The organism is Aliidongia sp. (assembly GCF_035943795.1).
Lineage (GTDB): Bacteria > Pseudomonadota > Alphaproteobacteria > ATCC43930 > CGMCC-115725 > Aliidongia.
Genome location: NZ_DASZBY010000120.1, coordinates 56,406 through 74,210, shown reverse-complemented (window position 1 = coordinate 74,210; position 17,805 = coordinate 56,406). Strand labels below are relative to the sequence as shown.

At 66.8% G+C, this 17,805-nt stretch carries 19 protein-coding genes; 16 read left to right on the top strand and 3 right to left on the bottom strand.

Features of this window, described 5'->3' with window-relative positions:
• Positions 1 to 44: 44 nt before the first annotated feature.
• Complete coding sequence (gene metX, locus VGV37_RS23955; RefSeq protein WP_326882379.1) at positions 45 to 1,199, top strand: homoserine O-acetyltransferase MetX; 1,155 nt, start codon at positions 45 to 47, stop codon at positions 1,197 to 1,199.
• A gap of 44 nt (positions 1,200 to 1,243) precedes the next feature.
• Positions 1,244 to 1,816 (top strand): methionine biosynthesis protein MetW, encoded by a 573-nt coding sequence (gene metW / locus VGV37_RS23950; protein WP_414638088.1) that lies wholly within the window; start codon positions 1,244 to 1,246, stop codon positions 1,814 to 1,816.
• Positions 1,817 to 1,823: 7 nt separating this feature from the next.
• Here the strand turns inward: metW and VGV37_RS23945 are convergent, their stop codons facing one another.
• Positions 1,824 to 2,792 (bottom strand): DUF3298 domain-containing protein, encoded by a 969-nt coding sequence (locus VGV37_RS23945; protein WP_326882304.1) that lies wholly within the window; start codon positions 2,790 to 2,792, stop codon positions 1,824 to 1,826.
• 14 nt (positions 2,793 to 2,806) lie between these two features.
• The gene (locus VGV37_RS23940) at positions 2,807 to 3,526 is read right to left on the bottom strand and encodes a class I SAM-dependent methyltransferase (RefSeq protein ID WP_326882303.1); all 720 of its coding nucleotides are present in this window, start codon (positions 3,524 to 3,526) and stop codon (positions 2,807 to 2,809) included.
• A 99-nt stretch (positions 3,527 to 3,625) separates the two neighbouring features.
• Between VGV37_RS23940 and gloB the strand changes: the two genes are divergently transcribed.
• The 9 genes from gloB (at position 3,626) to VGV37_RS23895 (ending at position 12,431) form a co-directional block, all read left to right on the top strand.
• Positions 3,626 to 4,393 carry a hydroxyacylglutathione hydrolase gene (gene gloB, locus VGV37_RS23935; RefSeq protein ID WP_326882302.1) on the top strand — a complete coding sequence of 256 codons (768 nt, stop codon included), beginning with the start codon at positions 3,626 to 3,628 and terminating at the stop codon, positions 4,391 to 4,393.
• A 23-nt stretch (positions 4,394 to 4,416) separates the two neighbouring features.
• Positions 4,417 to 5,022, top strand: coding sequence for a glutathione S-transferase (locus VGV37_RS23930; protein WP_326882301.1), 606 nt, complete (start codon positions 4,417 to 4,419; stop codon positions 5,020 to 5,022).
• Positions 5,019 to 5,456, top strand: a complete 438-nt coding sequence (locus tag VGV37_RS23925) for a cupin domain-containing protein (RefSeq protein WP_326882300.1) — start codon at positions 5,019 to 5,021, stop codon at positions 5,454 to 5,456. Before VGV37_RS23930 ends, VGV37_RS23925 begins: the two co-directional genes overlap by 4 nt.
• A gap of 73 nt (positions 5,457 to 5,529) precedes the next feature.
• On the top strand, positions 5,530 to 5,727 hold the full coding sequence (locus VGV37_RS23920; protein ID WP_326882299.1) for a DUF1059 domain-containing protein: 198 nt from the start codon (positions 5,530 to 5,532) through the stop codon (positions 5,725 to 5,727).
• A 212-nt stretch (positions 5,728 to 5,939) separates the two neighbouring features.
• Positions 5,940 to 6,143 (top strand): 50S ribosomal protein L35, encoded by a 204-nt coding sequence (gene rpmI, locus VGV37_RS23915; RefSeq protein ID WP_326882298.1) that lies wholly within the window; start codon positions 5,940 to 5,942, stop codon positions 6,141 to 6,143.
• Positions 6,144 to 6,147: 4 nt separating this feature from the next.
• On the top strand, positions 6,148 to 6,528 hold the full coding sequence (gene rplT / locus VGV37_RS23910) for a 50S ribosomal protein L20 (protein WP_326882297.1): 381 nt from the start codon (positions 6,148 to 6,150) through the stop codon (positions 6,526 to 6,528).
• 187 nt (positions 6,529 to 6,715) lie between these two features.
• Positions 6,716 to 7,810, top strand: a complete 1,095-nt coding sequence (pheS, locus tag VGV37_RS23905) for a phenylalanine--tRNA ligase subunit alpha (RefSeq protein WP_326882296.1) — start codon at positions 6,716 to 6,718, stop codon at positions 7,808 to 7,810.
• On the top strand, positions 7,807 to 10,215 hold the full coding sequence (gene pheT, locus VGV37_RS23900) for a phenylalanine--tRNA ligase subunit beta (protein ID WP_326882295.1): 2,409 nt from the start codon (positions 7,807 to 7,809) through the stop codon (positions 10,213 to 10,215). Before pheS ends, pheT begins: the two co-directional genes overlap by 4 nt.
• Positions 10,216 to 10,346: 131 nt before the next feature.
• Entirely contained in the window at positions 10,347 to 12,431 is a 2,085-nt protein-coding gene (locus VGV37_RS23895) for a HAMP domain-containing methyl-accepting chemotaxis protein (protein WP_326882294.1), read from the top strand.
• A gap of 10 nt (positions 12,432 to 12,441) precedes the next feature.
• Here the strand turns inward: VGV37_RS23895 and VGV37_RS23890 are convergent, their stop codons facing one another.
• On the bottom strand, positions 12,442 to 13,338 hold the full coding sequence (locus VGV37_RS23890) for an EamA family transporter (RefSeq protein WP_326882293.1): 897 nt from the start codon (positions 13,336 to 13,338) through the stop codon (positions 12,442 to 12,444).
• Between the two features lie 237 nt (positions 13,339 to 13,575).
• On the opposite strand from VGV37_RS23890, the gene VGV37_RS23885 reads away from it, so the two are divergent.
• The 5 genes from VGV37_RS23885 (at position 13,576) to VGV37_RS23865 (ending at position 17,564) form a co-directional block, all read left to right on the top strand.
• Complete coding sequence (locus VGV37_RS23885; protein ID WP_326882292.1) at positions 13,576 to 14,355, top strand: transporter substrate-binding domain-containing protein; 780 nt, start codon at positions 13,576 to 13,578, stop codon at positions 14,353 to 14,355.
• A gap of 97 nt (positions 14,356 to 14,452) precedes the next feature.
• A complete protein-coding gene (locus VGV37_RS23880; protein ID WP_326882291.1) occupies positions 14,453 to 15,103 on the top strand; it encodes an ABC transporter permease subunit in 651 nt (216 codons plus the stop codon).
• Positions 15,103 to 15,876 carry an ABC transporter permease subunit gene (locus tag VGV37_RS23875; RefSeq protein WP_326882290.1) on the top strand — a complete coding sequence of 258 codons (774 nt, stop codon included), beginning with the start codon at positions 15,103 to 15,105 and terminating at the stop codon, positions 15,874 to 15,876. Before VGV37_RS23880 ends, VGV37_RS23875 begins: the two co-directional genes overlap by 1 nt.
• A 124-nt stretch (positions 15,877 to 16,000) precedes the next feature.
• Positions 16,001 to 16,765, top strand: coding sequence for a class II glutamine amidotransferase (locus tag VGV37_RS23870; RefSeq protein WP_326882289.1), 765 nt, complete (start codon positions 16,001 to 16,003; stop codon positions 16,763 to 16,765).
• 10 nt (positions 16,766 to 16,775) lie between these two features.
• Positions 16,776 to 17,564 carry a hypothetical protein gene (locus tag VGV37_RS23865; RefSeq protein ID WP_326882288.1) on the top strand — a complete coding sequence of 263 codons (789 nt, stop codon included), beginning with the start codon at positions 16,776 to 16,778 and terminating at the stop codon, positions 17,562 to 17,564.
• Positions 17,565 to 17,805 lie beyond the last annotated feature (241 nt).

The following is a 17,805-nucleotide window of genomic DNA, read 5'->3' as shown; positions in this document are numbered from 1 at the left end:
TCCGGCATGCTTTCCCCTGCGGCCGGCATCACCCCTTGTTCGAGATGAGTTTGTCCGAGACGATCCGCCGAGCGAACGACGCTGCCGCAGGTCAGGTCCTGGTTGTCGACGCCCCGTTGACCCTAGAGTCGGGCGCCGTGCTGCCGTCCTATCGCGTGGCCTACCAGACCTACGGCCGGCTGAACGCGGCGAAGTCGAACGCCATCCTGGTCTGCCACGCTCTGACCGGCGACCAGTTCGTGGCCGACACTCATCCGATCACGGGCAAGCCCGGCTGGTGGACCACCCTGATCGGTCCGGGCCTGCTGATCGATACCGACCGTTATTTCGTCATCTGTTCCAACGTGCTGGGCGGCTGTCTCGGTACGACGGGTCCGCGCGAGGTCAATCCGGCGACCGGGCAACCCTGGGGTCTCGATTTCCCGGTCATCACGATCGGCGACATGGTGGCGGCGCAGGTGAGCCTGATCGACCACCTGGGCATCGACCAACTGTTCTGCGCCCTGGGCGGCTCCATGGGGGGCATGCAGGTGCTGAAATGGGCGACCGCGCATCCGGACCGGGTGTTCGCGGCCGTACCGCTCGCGACCGCCTCGCGCCATTCGGCCCAGAACATCGCGTTCCACGAGGTCGGCCGCCAGGCGATCATGGCCGATCCGGACTGGTGCGGCGGCAGCTATTTTCTTGAGGACAAGCGGCCGGAGCGGGGCCTGGCGGTCGCCCGTATGGCAGCGCACATCACCTATCTGTCCGAGGTGGCCCTGCACCGCAAGTTCGGCCGCAACCTGCAGGACCGCCAGCAGATTTCCTATGGGTTCGAGGCCGATTTCCAGGTCGAAAGCTACCTCAGGCACCAGGGCGCCAGCTTCGTCGAGCGCTTCGACGCGAATTCCTATCTCTACATCACGCGCGCCACCGACTATTTCGATCTGGCCGCCGAACATGGCGGGCGGCTGGCCGAGGCGTTCCGTGGCACCCAGGTGCGCTTCTGCGTGATCTCGTTCACCAGCGACTGGCTGTATCCGACGTCGGAGAGCCGGGTCATCGTCCATGCCTTGAATGCGGTCGCCGGCAACGTCAGCTTCGTCGAGATCGCGACCGATGCCGGTCACGACGCCTTCCTGCTGCACGAGCCGGAATTCTTCGCGACGCTGCAGGGCTTCATCGATGGCTGTGCCCGGCACCGGGGATTGACGTGAGCCTGGGCAACGGCCTGCGCCGGGACCTGCGCCTGATCGCCGACATGGTGGCACCAGGCAGCCGGGTGCTCGACATCGGCTGCGGCGACGGCGCACTCCTGGCGTCTCTCGCGGCGGAAAAGGGTGTCGACGGGCGCGGCATGGAATTGAGCCAGGCCGGCGTCAATGCCTGCGTGCGCTCCGGCCTGTCGGTCATCCAGGGCGACGCCGACAATGATCTGGCGACATACCCGGCCGATGCTTTCGACTATGCGATCCTCAGCCAGACGCTGCAGGCGACGCGCCAGCCGCGCCAGGTGCTGGAACGGCTGACCCGCATCGGTCGGCGCGCCATCGTCTCGGTGCCGAATTTTGGCTATTGGCGGGTCCGGCTCGGGTTGCTCGTGACCGGCCGCATGCCGAGCAGTTCGCTGCTGGCCCACAGCTGGTACGACACGCCGAACATCCATCTGTGCACGATCCGCGACTTCCTCGCACTGGCGGCTGACCTCGGCCTCGTGGTCGAGCAGGCTCAGATGCTCGACCGCATCGGCCAGCCGTGGCGGTGCCGGGCCGATGGCGCCGCCGCCAATTGGCTGGCGGAGCAAGGCGTCTTCCTGCTGCGCCGGGCGGAGTAGCCGGACGCTAAGGCTGCGGGATCGCGAAGGCCGGCGTTGCGGACAGGTAGGGCTTCAGGTCCGCCCAGGGGATCAGGACCTCGTGCGCGCCGGCGACACGGGCGGCAACGCTGCCCTCGTCGAATGCGAGACCGAGGCCGTTCGGATGGATCACCCAGGTGTCGGGATCGGCGACGGTCGTCTCGAGTTCGCCCGGGCTGGAGACCGTGAGCGCCCAGCCGCCGGCCGTCGCCTGTTGCTGCAGGCCGGCAAGGGCGCTTTCGGCCAGAAAGCCGCTCCAGGTCGTGCCGGATTGGAACAGGTCGGTCGGCCGCAACCCTCGCTGCTCGCCCGGCAGATAGGCGAATGCGACCAACCGGCCGGTGCCATGCGCGGCGCCATGGGGAAACGTCTGGACAAGGAAGGCGACGGCCGCCAGGTCGGGCGCCAGATAGGTCGACCGATAGTCGACGACGGCGTCGGTCGCGGGATCTTCCGGCAGCAAGGCTTCGGCCGTGCGGCGGGCTGCCTTCTCGAACTGACCAGCCCATGGCACGGCGGGATGGTCGATCCGTGGAAAGGCGCTCGCGACGCTTGTCTTCGGGCCGTTCCTGCCGACCAGGGTCAGCCGGAAGCGTTCGACCGGCACCAGGGCGGCACCGGCAGGTTGTTCGGCGAATCGCGCAACGCTGCTCAGGCCCTGGCGATAGGCGGCGGCCAGGCAGGCCTTGTCGCTCGATGCGCACAGCTCTTCGGTATACGTGTGCCGGTCGTACTCGCCCCGCCGGATCCGGTCGCGTCCGGTCTCGCCGGCGATGGCGGCGAGCTTGTCATAGGCGGCGGCCAGATCGACATCGAGTTGCCTCAATTCCGGATCGGCGCAGATCGCCTTGTCGTAGGGATATTTCGCCTTGGCGCAGTCGATGCTTGCGGCCAGGACGGCGTGCGGGGAAAACCCGGCGAGGGCCAGGCCGGCGAGAAGGATCGCGATCCGCATGACGGCTCCGGAAATCAAATCGAGGTCGCGGCCGGCTTGTAGACCAAGTGCCGGCGGGGCCGCTTCTCGGGCTTGCTCTTGGCGTAGATCTGCTTGGTCGCCTCGACCATGGTCACCCCGGCAAAGGAATTGAACCAGCGTTCGCCGATGTTCTCCCACGCCCCGGCGGCTGACAGCACCATGCGCGACGCGGTCGGCGGGATATAGAGGGCGGCGGCGCTCGACACCGGGGTGAACGCCATCTCGCGCAGCAGGCGCGACAGCTGGTTCTGGGTAAAAGGATGGCCGGCACCGAACGGCGTGCGGTCGAGCCGCGCCCAGATGCCGCGCCGGTTCGGCACGACCATCAGCACGCGCCCGCCGCCGGCCAGCACGCGCCAGACCTCGGCCAGCATGGGGCGCAGTTCCTCGCTACATTCGAGCGCGTGGATCAGCAGGACCCGATCGATCGAGGCATCCTGCAGCGGCAGTTCGGCCTCGTCGCACAGGGCCGCGACGTTCAGCTCGTCGCGCGGCCATTGCAAGACGCCTTGGGCGGCCGGCATCAAGGCCACGACCCGTTCGGCCTCGTCGCGGAACGGGCGCAGGTAGGGGGTGGCGTAACCGATGCCGAGCATGCGCAGCCCGGTCACGTCCGGCCAGATGATCCGGATGCGGCGGCGGATCATGCGCCGGGCGACCTGGCCCAGGCTCGATTGGTAGAAATCGCGGAGATCGACGACGTCGGAGTACATTGCACCGGAGATTAGCACGAAAACGTGACGGGGAAGGCTTGGCGCGCGCAGGGCTGCGACCCTATGGTGGGACGTCCGAGGCGACTGGGAAGATCCGCGATGGCGCTCGAAATCCGTTTGGTGCCGCTCCTGTCCGACAATTACGGCTATCTGCTGCATGATGCCGGAACCGGTGAGACGGCGGTCGTCGACCCTTCGGAAGCGGCGCCCGTGCTGGCCGTCCTCGAGGCCGAGGGCTGGCGCCTCGGCCATATTCTCAATACCCATCATCATCTGGACCATATCGGCGGCAATGCTGCGCTGAAGGCGGCGACGGGTGCTTTGATCGCGGCACCGCGCGCCGACCTGCACCGCATCCCCGACGTCGACGTACCGCTCGCCGAAGGCGACCGCTACCGGGTCGGCGGCAGCGAAGCGCAGGTCTTCGCGGTGCCCGGCCACACCAGCGGCCATATCGCCTTCTGGTTCGAGGCGGACCAGGCGTTGTTTTCCGGCGATACCCTGTTCTCGCTCGGTTGCGGCAAGCTGTTCGAGGGCACGCCCGCCGAAATGTGGCGCTCGCTCGGCAAACTGCGGTCGCTGCCCGATGCGACGCGGGTCTATTGCGGCCATGAATATACTCAGTCGAACGCGCGCTTCGGCCTGACGATCGAGCGGGGCAATCCGGCGCTGGAGGCAAGGGCGGCCGAGATCGCGGCGCTTCGGGCGGCCGGCAAGCCGACCATTCCGACGATCCTCGGCGTCGAAAAGGCGACCAATCCGTTCCTGCGGGCCGACGTACCGGCGGTCCAGGCCGCGCTCGGCCTTGCCGGGCGACCGGCCACCGAGGTCTTTGCCGCCATCCGTCGCGGCAAGGATAATTTCTGACAACGACGCCGGAAAGGCCGTGCATGAAACTTCTCTATTCAGCGGCATCGCCCTATGTCCGCAAGGTGATGGTCGTGGCCCATGAGACCGGGCTGGTCGATCGCATCGAACTGGTGCCGAGCGCGGTTACACCGACCGCGATCAACCCGGAGGTCGCGGCCCGGAACCCGCTGGTCAAGGTACCGACTTTGCTGGTGGACGACGGGCAGAGCCTGTTCGACTCCCGTGTCATCGCCGAATATCTCGATACGCTGCATGGTGGCAACCGGCTGTTCCCGGCCGCGGGGCCGGCGCGCTGGACCGCGCTGCGGCGCCAGGCCACGGCCGATGGCCTGCTCGATGCGGCGCTGCTGACCCGTTACGAGGGGTATCTCCGGCCCGAGACGCTGCGCTGGAAGGACTGGGTCGACGGGCAGTTCCGCAAGGTGCGCCAGGCCGTGGCGTCGCTCGCGGCGGAGGGCCTCGGCGACAGCCTGACGATCGGCGAGATCGCGGCCGGCTGCGCGCTGGGCTATCTCGATTTCCGTTTTCCCGACGAGGATTGGCGCGGCGACTACGCCGCACTCGCGACCTGGTACGCCAAGGTTTCGGCACGCCCCTCGTTCCAGGCGACCCAGCCCAAGGCATGACCGCCGCCGAGATCATCCGCACCCTCGGGATGCAGCCGCATCCCGAGGGTGGGCATTATGTCGAGACCTATCGCGCACCCGCGGCGCCGGGCGAGCGGGCGGCGGTCACGGCGATCTACTTCCTGCTGCAGGCCGGCGAATCGTCCCATTGGCACCGGGTCGATGCTGCCGAGATCTGGTTCTGGCATGCCGGCGCTCCGCTGGCCCTCACGGTGTCGGAAAACGGCCACGATGCCTGGGGCGTGCATCTGGGCGGCGACCTGGCGCTCGGCTTGAAGCCGCAGGCGGTCGTGCCGCCGGACGCGTGGCAATGCGCAGTCAGCCTCGGGGCCTGGACCCTGGTCAGCTGCACGGTGTCGCCTGGCTTCGAGTTCGCTCACTTCGAACTGGCGCCACCGGATTGGAAGCCCGGCCCTGGTCCCTTGCACGGCTGATCCGAGGAACGGGGTTCAAGCCGGGGCTGTTATCCTTGTGGGGGCCGGTTGTGGCTCCTCGAAGGAGATGGAAATGAGCAAGATCCTCGAATGCGGCTCGGTCTTTCCGGGCTGCGATTACCAGGTCCATGGCCCGACCGATGCCGAGGTGATCGTGAAGGAACTCGACCACGCCCACGGTGCCCACGACATCGGTCCGGTCTCCGAGGCGTTGCGCGAACGCATCCGCGGCGCGATCCGCGAAGACCTGCCGGCCAAGGTTGACGGTTAGCAAACCGACCGGACATCGGTTTCAATTCGAGAGGGGCCCGCAGCCTTGCGCCGCGCGGCCCCCTTCCATGCCGGCCCTACGGGCTGCCGCCGCTTGCGTTCCTTCGACCTATGCCCTATACGAACCGCCTCCATCTCGGTGGCATGGCCGCGCTTTAGCGCCGCAGGGCATGCCAGCCACCGTATCGCAACCTTGGTCAAAGGAACTGAAAAGTGCCCAAGCTGAAGACCAAATCCGGCGCGAAGAAGCGGTTCAGCCGCACCGCGACCGGCAAGATCAAGATGAACGTCGCGCACAAGCGTCATCGCCTGATCTCGAAGCCGCAGAAAATGAAGCGCAAGGCCCGTGGTACCGTCACCCTGCAGAAGGGCGACGCGAATCTGGTCAAGTGGTACATGCCGTATCTGAGGGGCTGAGAACATGGCGCGCATCAAGCGGGGCGTCATCACGCACGCCCGTCACAAGAAAATCCTCGACCTTGCCAAGGGCTATCGCGGCCGTGGCAGCAAGGTCTTTCGCGTCGCGATCGAGAAGGTCGAAAAGGGCCTTCAGTACGCGTACCGCGATCGTCGCAACAAGAAGCGATCGTTCCGCGGCCTGTGGATCCAGCGCATCAATGCCGGCGCCCGCCAGCATGGACTGACCTATTCGCAGTTCATGAACGGCATGAAGCTGGCCGGCGTGGAGCTGGATCGCAAGATCATCTCCGACCTCGCCATCACCCAGCCGGCTGCGTTCCAGTCGCTGGTCGAGACCGCCCAGAAGGCGCTCGGCGAGAAGGCTTCGGCTGCGGCCGAATAACCAACCGATGATGACTCGTTCGCACGCCGCTCGATTTACCACCGGGACCCGTTAACGGCCCCGCCGGTCGAGTATTGTCGCGACGCGCCTTGAGAGCGCGCGCCTCAAGCGAACGATCCGCACGATACCAGGGCCGAAGATCCGATCTTCGGCCCTTTTTTTGTCTCGTTTGATCCCGAGGGAAGCGATGGACGCGTTGGAAGCCTTGCGCAGCCGCCTGCTGGCGGAAATCGCCGCGGCGGACACTCCGGTGGCGCTCGACCAGGTCCGGGTCCAGGCCCTGGGCCGCAAGGGCGAAATCACCGGCCTGATGAAGGACCTGGGAGGCCTCGACGCCGAGGCGCGCAAGACCGCGGGCCAGGCGCTCAATCGCCTGAAGGACGAGATCGCCGCCGCGATCGACGCCGCCCAGTCGCACCTGGGCGAGGCGGCACTGGAGCGCCGGCTGGCGTCCGAGCGGATCGACGTCACCTTGCCCGTCGCCTATGACGGGGCCGGCCGGATCCATCCGATCAGCCAGACCATCGACGAACTGACCGCGATCTTCGGCGCCATGGGCTTTCACGTCGAGGAAGGCCCGCACATCGAGGGCGATTTCTACAATTTCGAAGCGCTGAACATCCCGGCCGACCATCCGGCGCGCCAGGAGCACGATACGTTCTATCTGGCCGACAAGCCGGACGGCACGCGCAAGGTGCTGCGCACCCACACCTCGCCGGTACAAATCCGTACCATGCTGCGCGACAAGGACAAGCTGGCCCAGGGCCAGCCGATCCGGATCATCTGCCCGGGCCGGACCTTCCGCTTCGACCATGACGCGACCCATTCGCCGATGTTCCATCAGGTCGAGGGGCTGGTGATCGACGAGAAGACCCACATGGGGCATCTCAAAGGTTGCTTGACCGAGTTCCTGCGCGCGTTCTTTGACATTGACGACCTGCCGCTGCGCTTCCGGCCCAGCTATTTCCCGTTCGTCAAGCCCGGCGCCGAGGTCGATATCGGCTGCCTGCGTTCCGGCGGCGAGCTGAAGCTCGGCAATTACGGCGAATGGCTCGAAATCCTCGGCTGCGGCATGGTCCACCCCAAGGTGCTGGCCAACTGCGGCATCGATCCGACCCGCTACCAGGGCTTCGCCTTCGGCATGGGCATCGAGCGCATCGCGATGCTGAAATACGGCATTCCGGATCTGCGCACCTTCTATGAGTCCGACCTGCGCTGGCTGCGTCATTACGGCTTCCTGCCGTTGGAACGACCGAGCCTGACGGGAGGGCTCAGCCGATGAAAACCACGCTTTCCTGGCTCAAGCAGCATCTCGAGACCGACGCCGACCTGGCGACGCTCTCGGCCCGTCTCACCATGCTGGGCCTCGAGGTCGACGGCATCGAGGATCGCGGTGCCGCCTTGGCGCCGTTCACGGTCGGCTATGTCGTGTCGGCCGACCAGCATCCGAATGCCGACAAGCTGCGGCTGTGCAAGGTCGATACCGGCAACGAAACGGTACAGGTCGTCTGCGGCGCACCCAATGCGCGGGCCGGCCTCAAGATCGTGTTCGCGCCGTCGGGCTCGACCATTCCGCGCACCGGCCTGGTGTTGAAACCGAGCGAGATCCGCGGCGTCGCGTCCAACGGCATGATGTGCTCGGCCTATGAGATGGGGCTGAGCGACGACCACGAGGGCATCATCGAGCTGCCGGCGGATGCGCCGGTCGGCCAGCCGTTCGCCGCCGTGATGGGCCTCGACGATCCGATGCTCGACATCAAGATCACGCCGAACCGGGCCGATTGCCTGGGCGTGCGCGGCATCGCACGCGATCTGGCGGCAGCCGGCGTCGGCAGCCTGAAGCCGCTCGCGGTCGAGAAGATCGCCGGTCGGTTCGCGAGCCCGGTCCGGATCCACATCGCCGATGCGGCCGCCAAGGACTGCCCGCTGTTCGTCGGCCGGGTCATCCGCGGCGTCAGGAACGGCCCGAGCCCGGCCTGGCTGCAGGAGCGTCTGACCTCGATCGGGCTGCGTCCGATTTCGACCCTGGTCGACATCACCAACCTCGCGACCTTCGACCTCAACCGGCCGCTGCATGTGTTCGATGTCGGCAAGCTGACGGGCGACCTGACCGTGCACCCGGCGGCGGGCGGCGAGACGATGCTGGCGCTCAACGGCAAGGAGTATGCGCTCGAAGCCGGCATGATCGCGATCTCCGACGAGAGTGGCGTGGTCAGCCTGGGCGGCGTGATGGGCGGCGAGGCGACGGGTTGCGACGAGAATACCGTCGACGTGCTGATCGAGGCGGCGCTGTTCGATCCGATCCGCACGGCCGAAACCGGGCGCCGGCTCAACGTGCAGAGCGATGCGCGCTATCGCTTCGAGCGCGGCGTCGATCCGGCCTTCGTGTTCGACGCGATCGAAATCGCGACGCGGCTGGTGCTCGACTTGTGCGGCGGCGAGCCGGGCGAGGTCACCGCGACTGGCGCCGAGCCGGATTGGCGGCGCAGCATCACCCTGCGGCCTCAGCGGGTCCAGAGCCTGGGCGCGGTCGCGGTGCCGGACGAGGCGATCTCGCGCATCCTCAGCCATCTCGGCTGCTCGGTCGTCAAGACCGGGGCGGATTTCACCGTCTCGCTGCCGTCATGGCGCGCCGACATCGAAGGCGAGGCGGACCTGGTCGAGGAGGTGCTGCGCCTCCATGGCTATGACCATATCCCCGCCGTGCCGCTGCTGCCGGTCGGCGCCCTGCCGGGCCAGGCCGTCGATGCCAGCCAGCGCCGTGCCGGGCTGGTCCGGCGGACCCTGGCAGAGCGCGGCCTGAACGAGGCGGTGACCTATTCCTTCATGTCTAGCGTGCTGCTCGGTGTCGGGAATCACAGCCTGTTCGGCACGGTGGACCCGTCGCTGATGGTTGCAAATCCGATTTCGAGCGACCTCGACATCATGCGCCCGACGATCCTGCCCAACCTGCTGACCGCGGCCCAGCGCAATGCCGATCGCGGCTATGGCGACGTGGCGCTGTTCGAGCTGGGGCCGCAGTATCGCGACGACACCCCGGGCGGCCAGTCCCTGGTCGCGGCGGGCATCCGGCATGGCCGCACGGCCAGGAAACTGTGGCGCGACGCCGGCGCGCCCGTCGACGCGTTCGACGCCAAGGCCGACGCGTTCGCGGCGCTTGCCGCCGCCGGTGCGCCGGTCGAGAACCTGCAGGTCACGGCCGACCCGCCGGGCTGGTATCATCCGGGGCGGGGTGGCTCGATCCGCCTCGGCCCCAAGAACGTGCTGGCGCATTTCGGCGAGATCCATCCGCGCCTGGTGGGCGAACTGGGCCTGAAGGGGCCGGTGGCAGGTTTCGAGGTCTATCTCGATGCGGTGCCGCCCGCCAAGGCGCAGAAGGGCCGGCCGCTGTTGAAACCGTCGCCCTTCCAGCCGATCGAGCGCGATTTCGCCTTTCTGGTCGATACGGCGGTGACCGCCGAGGCGGTGCTGCGGGCAGCCAGGGGCGCGGACAAGAAGCTCGTCACCGAGGTCCGCCTGTTCGACGTCTATACCGGCCAGGGCGTGCCGGAGGGCAAGAAGTCGCTGGCCCTGACCGTGACCCTGCAGCCGGTCGAGGCGACCTTGACCGATGAAGCGATCGAGGCCGTGTCGAAGACGGTCGTCGCCCAGGTCGTGAAGCTGACCGGCGCCAGCCTGCGCGGATGACGCGACCCCGGGGGTCGGTGCCTCGTGTCGGGGTGCCGAATCTCGGGTCGTGTAACGATTTGTCAAAACTTTAATGTAAAGTCAGCCCCTTGGGGGGCGCGCGACGCAAGCGCGCCGATGGGGAGGGCGGCATGAGTCTTGGGCTTCGTCTACGTGTCGGCAGCCTGCTGACAGCCGCGTTCGTCGCCCTGTCGGCGTTGCTCGTCATCGTGCTGGGCCTTCAGGTCGTCACTGCCATCCGCGAGACGTCCGAGGCCAGTCGTCTGGTTACGCTCGCCGAGGCCGATCGCACCGTATTCGGTTCGATGCAGGCGCTGCGCGTGTCGCGCGGCGACATCCAGACCGCGCTACTCAATCTCGACGATCCGAAGCCGAAATTGGCCGAGGTGCGCGCCCGCGACGCCAACGAGTTCCAGGCGGCGGTCAGGGTCCTGCCGCGCATCGGCGGCGCCGGGCTGGATCGGCTTACCGTGGAGCTGCAGCAACGCTGGAGCGCCGTCGGCCAACTGTGGGACCAACTCGATGCCTATGCCGCCAAGCCAAAGGCGGAGCGCGACATCAAGGCGACCGAGGCCTGGTACAAGGGACTGGGTGCGGTCATCGATAGCCTGAACGAAGCGTCGCTCAATGTTGCCGGAGAGGCGCGGATCGCCGATCCGTTCGTCGGCGAACTGGTTGGCGCCCGACAGACGGCCTGGGGCATCCGCGATGCCGCCGGCTCCGAATGTTCGGCCTCGCGCGGGGCCGTCGCCGGCGGCAAGAAGCTTTCGGCCGACGTGCGGGCGGGCGTCGACCGGCTGCGGGGATCGGGCGAGGCCGGTTGGACTTCGCTCAAAGGCCTGATGGTGCGACCCGGCGTGCCCAGCGCCCTGCGAGGCGCGCTGGCCGAAGCGGACGCAGCCATGGGAAAATCGATTGCCGAGCGCGACGCGGTCTATCGGAAGCTCGACGACAGCGGTACGGCGCCAGTGACGCCGGGGCAATGGACGACGCTGTGCAACGCGCCGTTCGAACCGATCCTCAAGATCGCGCTGACCGCCCTCGACCTGATGCAGCGGCGTGCCGAAGACCAGCGCGCATCGGCGCGCTTTTCCCTGGCGGCATCGAGCGCGGTGCTGTTGCTGGCGCTGGCCGGTGCCGCCTTCGTGCTGCGGTTGATCCGCCGCCGGGTGGTGACTCCGGTGCGCAGCCTGAGCGCCGCGATCGGCCATCTGTCCCGGCGCGACTATGCGCAACCCGTGCCGCTGGTCGGTCAGGACGACGAATTCGCCGAGATGGCGGTGACACTGGAAGCCCTGCGGCAAGGCGCGCTCGACGCAGACCGCCTCGCGGCGGAACGCTTAGGCGCGCAGGAGGCCGATCTCGCGCGGGCCGGACGGCTGGGCTTGCTGTGCCGTGGCTTCGAAACCTCGGTCGGCCGCACGCTGGACGCGGTCGGGCAGGCGACCGGGCGCATGATCGATGCGGCTGGCGCCATGACCGGGACGGCCGGCGATGCGACCCAACGCACAGAAGAGATCGCGCGCGCGGTCCAGCAGGCGGCGGAAAGCATCAATGCGGTCGCCGGTGCCGCCGAGGAGATGCGGGCCTCGCTGTCCGAAGTGTCCGACAAGGTCGAGCAATCCTCGCGCCTCACTGCGCGGGCGGTCGGCGATGCCGAGGCGACCAACCGGGAAGTCGCCCAATTGTCGGACGCGGCCGCCCAGATCGGCCAGGTCGTGGGCGTGATCAGTGCCATCGCGGCCCAGACCAACCTGCTGGCGTTGAACGCCACGATCGAGGCGGCGCGGGCCGGCGAGGCCGGCAAGGGCTTCGCCGTGGTCGCGAGCGAGGTCAAGAACCTGGCCTCGCAGACGGCGGCGGCGACCGAACAGATCACACGACAGGTCGCCGCGATCCAGCAGGCGACGGAAACCGCGGTGCAGGCCATCGGCGGCATCGGCGCGCGCATTCGCGAAGTCGATGGATTGACCGGCGCCATCACCCAGGCGGTGCAGGGGCAGGTCAGCGCCATGAACCAGGTCGCGCGCGATGCCCAGGACGTGGCGACGGTGACCGGCCGGGTCTCGAGCCAGCTGGACGAGGTGCGCACGGCCGCCGCGGAGACGGGTGTCGCGGCCGGGCAGGTGCGCCAGACCGCCGACGATCTCAGCCATCAATCGACCGCGCTCAACCGCGAGGTCGAGCAATTCATCGCCGGCGTCCAGACGGCCTGAGCGGCGACGCTCAGACCGCCTGCCGCTTCAGGCGCAGCCAGCCGATCGGAAATGACGCGACGGCAAGGCCGCTCATGATCAGCGCCATCCCCGCGAGGCGTGCGGGGCCGAAGCTCTCGTGGAACACAAGGGCCGCCGACGCGGCCCCGAAGATCGGCACCAGCAGCGAGAAGGGCACGACCGTGGACGCGCTGTAGAGCGACAGCAGCCGGCCCCAGATGCCGAAGCCCACCAGGGTCGACAGTGCCACGATATAGAACAGCGAGCCGAAGCCGACCCAGCCGGCGTTGGCGAGCGCGTCCAGGATGCGGGCCGGCCCCTCGAAGCCCAGCGACAGGGCGAAGCACGGCAGGGGCGGCACCAGGCTCAACCAGACGATCAGGTTCAGCATCTTGACCGGCCGCCCGTCCTGCGGCTTCGGCATGCGCTTCAGCAGCAGGTTGCCGCCGGCCCAGCTGAGGGCGCTCAGGGTCGTCAGGCCGAGCCCGAGGCTGGTTACGTCGCCGCCGACCGTCGATCCGATCGCGGCCAGGCCGGCGAAGGCGACGGCGGCGCCGGCCCATTGCCGCAGCTGCGGCCGCTCGCCCAGGGTGACGACCGCCAGCAGCATGGTGAAACAGACCTGCACCTGCAGCGTGATCGACGCCAGGCCGGGCGGCATGCCCTGGCTCATGGCGACGAACAGCAGGACATACTGCCCGACGAACAGCGCGGAGCCGGTCAGGATCAGGTGACGCCAGGGCACGGCCGGCCGTTCCAGGAACAGCGCCGGCACTGCGGCGAAGGAAAAACGTAGCGCGGTCAGCAGCAACGGCGGAAAGCTGCCGAGGCCGACTTTGATGACGACGAAATTGAAGCCCCAGATCGCAGTGATGAAAATCGCCCACAGCAGGTGGATCGGTCGCATGGTCTCGGTTTCCGTCCTGGATTGAGGGACCGACATCGTCGCGGGCCGGCCGCCCGGCCACAACGCCCAAGGCGGCATCGCAGCCCGGCTCGCGCGCGACCCCTTGGCCCACTCAAGGATGTTTCAACCTTTTGTTACGTCTTTTGATTGTGTCGGGGGCATCGCAGGTATTCTGGCACGCAACTTGCGGGATGGCGGTCGAACGATCGTTGATCGGATGAACGCGGGGAGCTTGCAATGAGAACGGCGCATTTCTTGTCGATACTGGGTTTTGCGACATGCCTCGTCGGTGCCGGCGCGCAGGCGAAGGAATGGAAAACCGTGCGTTTCGGCATGGATGCGACTTATGCGCCGTTCGAATCGGTCAACGAGAAGGGCGAGATCGTCGGCTTCGAGGTCGATTATGCCAAGGCGCTGTGCGCGAAGATGCAGGTGACCTGCACGTTCCAGAACCAGGATTGGGACGGTGTCATTCCAGCCCTGCTGGCCAGCAAGTTCGATGTCATCTTCTCCAGCATGAACGAGACCCCGGCACGGGCGCAGAAGGTCCTGTTCTCCGACGTCTATTATGCGACGGCACCCGTCATCATGACGGCGAAGGCGAACAAGAGCGACGACGTGTCGCCGGCGATGCTCAAGGGCAAGCTGGTCGGTTCGCAATCCTCGACGACTTTCGCCGACTACATCCAGAAGACCTATCCGGATGCGACCTACAAGGGTTATCCGGGCGCCGACGAGCCGAACCTAGATCTGGCCAGCGGTCGTCTCGACTATGTCGTGACCGATATCCTGGTGGCCCAGACCTTCATGGAAAAGAGCGGCAACGATTGCTGCCGGATCATCACCGAGATCAAGCGCACGCCCGACATCTTCGGCCCGGGCGTCGGTGCTGCGTTCCGGCCCGAGGATACCGACCTGAAGGACATGTTCAACAAGGCGATCAAGGCGCTGGACGACGACGGCACCTATAAGAAGATCGAGACCGGCTATTTCAAGATCGATATCCGCGGCAAGTAAGCCGGCCTCAGCCCTCCGTGCCTGATCCGCGACACGAGGTCGGACGATGAACTGGTTCGATCTCCTGTTCGGCCCGCGGGGTTGGAGCTCCCTCTTGTTGACGGGGGCTCTGACGACGCTGGCGCTGGCCGTTGCCGTGGTGCCGTTCGGCTTCGGCGGCGGGCTGGTGCTGGCCTTGCTGAAATCGTCGCACCGCCGCCTGGTTAGGGCACTGTGCGACGCTTTCACGACGTTTTTCCGTGGCATTCCGGACCTGCTGGCGCTGTTCCTCATCTATTTCGGCCTGCAGGCGCTGATCGACAAGCTGAGCCACCTGTTCGGCGACGCGGTGCATATCGAAGTGAATGCCTTCGTCGCGGGCGTCATCGCGCTTTCCGTCGTCGTCGCCGCCTATTCGAGCGAGGTCTGGATCGCCTCGCTGAAGGCGATACCGTCCGGGCAGATCGAGGCGGCGCACGCGCTGGGGCTGGAGCGCCGGCGCGTGTTCTTGCTGGTGGTCCTGCCGCAATTGGGCCGCGTGGCCTTGCCGGGCCTGGGCAATATCTGGACGATCCTGGTCAAGGACACCTCGCTGGTCTCGACGTTGGCGCTCATGGACCTGCTGCGCGCGGCCTCCGAAGCCAGCAAAGCCACCACGCGGCCGATCCTGTTCTACTCGGTGGCGGCGGCGGTCTATCTGGTCGTCAGCATCGGGTCGGCCCTCGTCCAGGGCTATCTCGAAAAGCGCGCCAACCGCGGATATGCCTGATGGACGGGCTTCTGGGCTTCTTGTTCAACATCGACATGCTCCAGACCTGGGGCTGGCGGATCCTGGGCGGGCTGCAGATCACCGTCGAGATGGTGCTGATCTCCTGCACACTGGGCTTCCTGCTGTCCTATCCGCTGTGCCTGGCGCGGATGTCGAACAATCCGGTGCTGTCGAAGCTGGCGCTCGCCTACGTCACCGTCTTCCGCGGCACACCGCTCCTGTGCCAGCTGTACCTGGTCTATTACGGCGCCGGCGAGATCCGGCCGTTCCTGACGTCGGTCGGGCTGTGGAGCTTCTTTCGTGAAGCCTTCTACTGCGCCATTTTTGCCTTCTCGCTGAACACGGGGGCTTACCAGGCCGAGATCATGCGCGGCGCGCTGGCATCGGTCTCGCGCGGTCAGACGGAGGCGGCGCGGTCGCTGGGCCTGTCGTCCTACCGGACCTCACGCCATGTCGTCTGGCCGCAAGCGTTCCTGGTCGCGCTCAGGCCTTATGGTAATGAGCTGATCAGCATGATCAAGGCCAGCGCGCTGACCGCGATCGTCACTTTGCCGGACCTGCTGGGCATCACGCGCATCATCTTCGCGCGGACGTTCGACTTCTCGATCTACCTCTATTGCGCGCTGATCTACCTCGCCATGACCGAGGGGATCCGCCGCCTGTGGAACGTGATCGAGCGGATGCTGTCCCGGCACCTGGCCCTGGCGCGTGGCCGTGGCGCCTTCACCGCCACGGCGGCGATGCCGCCCTCCGAAGGAACGATCGACGCCTGAACCGGGCGACCCGCCTTGAGCGCTCGATCGAAACTTGCCTATTATCCAGTCGATGAGCGGCAGAAAAGATGAGCGGATGCCGGTTCCACGGACATCCGGGATCAGAACGATCGGGTACGTTTAGATGTGCGAGCTGCTGGGCATGAGCGCCAACGTGCCGACCGATATCTGTTTCAGCTTTGCCGGCCTCGTGCGGCGAGGTGGGGGAACGGGGCCGCACGGCGACGGCTGGGGCATCGCGTTCTACGATGGCAAGGCGTGCCGCACCTTCCATGATCCGCAGCCGAGCGCCGGGTCCGAGATCGCGAAATTCGTGCGCTCCTATCCGATCAAGAGCCGCATCGCGATCAGCCATATCCGCCGCGCCAACCGCGGCCGCGTCTCGCTCGAGAACACCCACCCCTTCACGCGCGAGCTGTGGGGGCGCAGCTGGACCTTCGCCCACAATGGCCAGCTGCGCGGCATCAAGCGCTGGCCGCTCGAGTACTATCGCCCGATCGGTGGCACCGACAGCGAGCATGCCTTCTGCTGGATGCTCGACCAGTTGCGCGCCCGCTGGAAGGATGCGCCGAAGCCGGCTGCACTCGATGGCGCCATCCGCGAGCTGTGCCGGCAGATCGAGGCGCTGGGCGTGTTCAATCTGCTGCTGAGCGACAGCCGCTCGCTCTATTGCCATTGCAGTTCGCGCCTGTCGCTTCTGACTAGGCGCTCGCCGTTCGGCCCGGCAACCTTGATCGACGAGGACCTCAAAGTCGATTTCGCCAGCGAGACCGGACCCGACGATGTGGTCACCATGGTCGCGACCCGGCCGCTGACCAAGGATGAAACCTGGACCGAACTCACCCGAGGCACGCTCTCGGTGCTGCGCGGCGGCGAGCTCGTCGGCTGAAGAGATGAGTATGGTGCGCCCCAACCCCATCCCGTCGATCTGGTCGGCGGCGACACGCGCCTGGGTCGATGCGTTCCACGCGATCAACCGGATGCGGGCGCTGACGTTCAGTGTCTGCGTGATCCTGCTGCTGTTTCATGCCGCCGAATGGGGCATCGGGATCGGCTTTGCCGATCCGGCCGCGTCCGCCCGATCCTATTTCGAAACGGCCTTGACCCAGGTGCTGGTGGCGGTCGTGCAGGCCGTGCTCCTGGCGCCCTTCGCCATTGCCGTACACCGTTTCATCCTGCTGGGCGAAGTGACCACCGGCTATTGGCTAAATCCGGGCGATCGACGGTTTCGGGGATTCGCCTTCAATGCGGCGCAATTGGCGCTCCTGAGGCTGGCACCCGGCCTGATCACGGCAGTCGTCGCGCGGCATTCGATGGGTCTCGGGGCGCTGCTGGTCATCGTCCTGAACATCGTGGCGATCGTCATTTCGGTTCGCATCGTCATTCTGTTCCCCGCACTCGCGGTAGATGCGGCCCGGCCGACCTGGCGACATGCGGCCGACGACACGCGGGGCTATTCCTGGCGCGTATTTTTCGCGCTTTTCGTCGTGGCATTGCCCCTGCTGCCGCTGATGGCGATCCTGGTCGCCCCTTTCCTGGTCGGTGCGATAGGCCCCGGCGGATTTCATGCGGGCCTTCCGCTCGTTTTAGCCGCGGTCGGCGCCTCCGTCCTGGCGGTGATCATCACGGCCGTGCTCGTGGCACTCGCCTCGCGCCTCTATCGCGCACTCGGCAACGCGCTGGCCTGAAACGGCATCCGCCGCCCGAGCGGGATGCTTCGGGCGGCGGACATAGGCTTTCTTGGATTTGACGACCCGCAGTCGGTATTTCGGCGACCGCAGGTCCTTGGCGATCGCGTTTTTCTTCGCGGTCATCGTGGACTCCTCTCGTCGGTCGGGATCGACGGCGCTGCTATACACCCAAATGCGCGCATGGCGCCATGCGATGCCTGCGCTTTTGTTGCGCGGCAACACGGCTGGCCCTATGGTC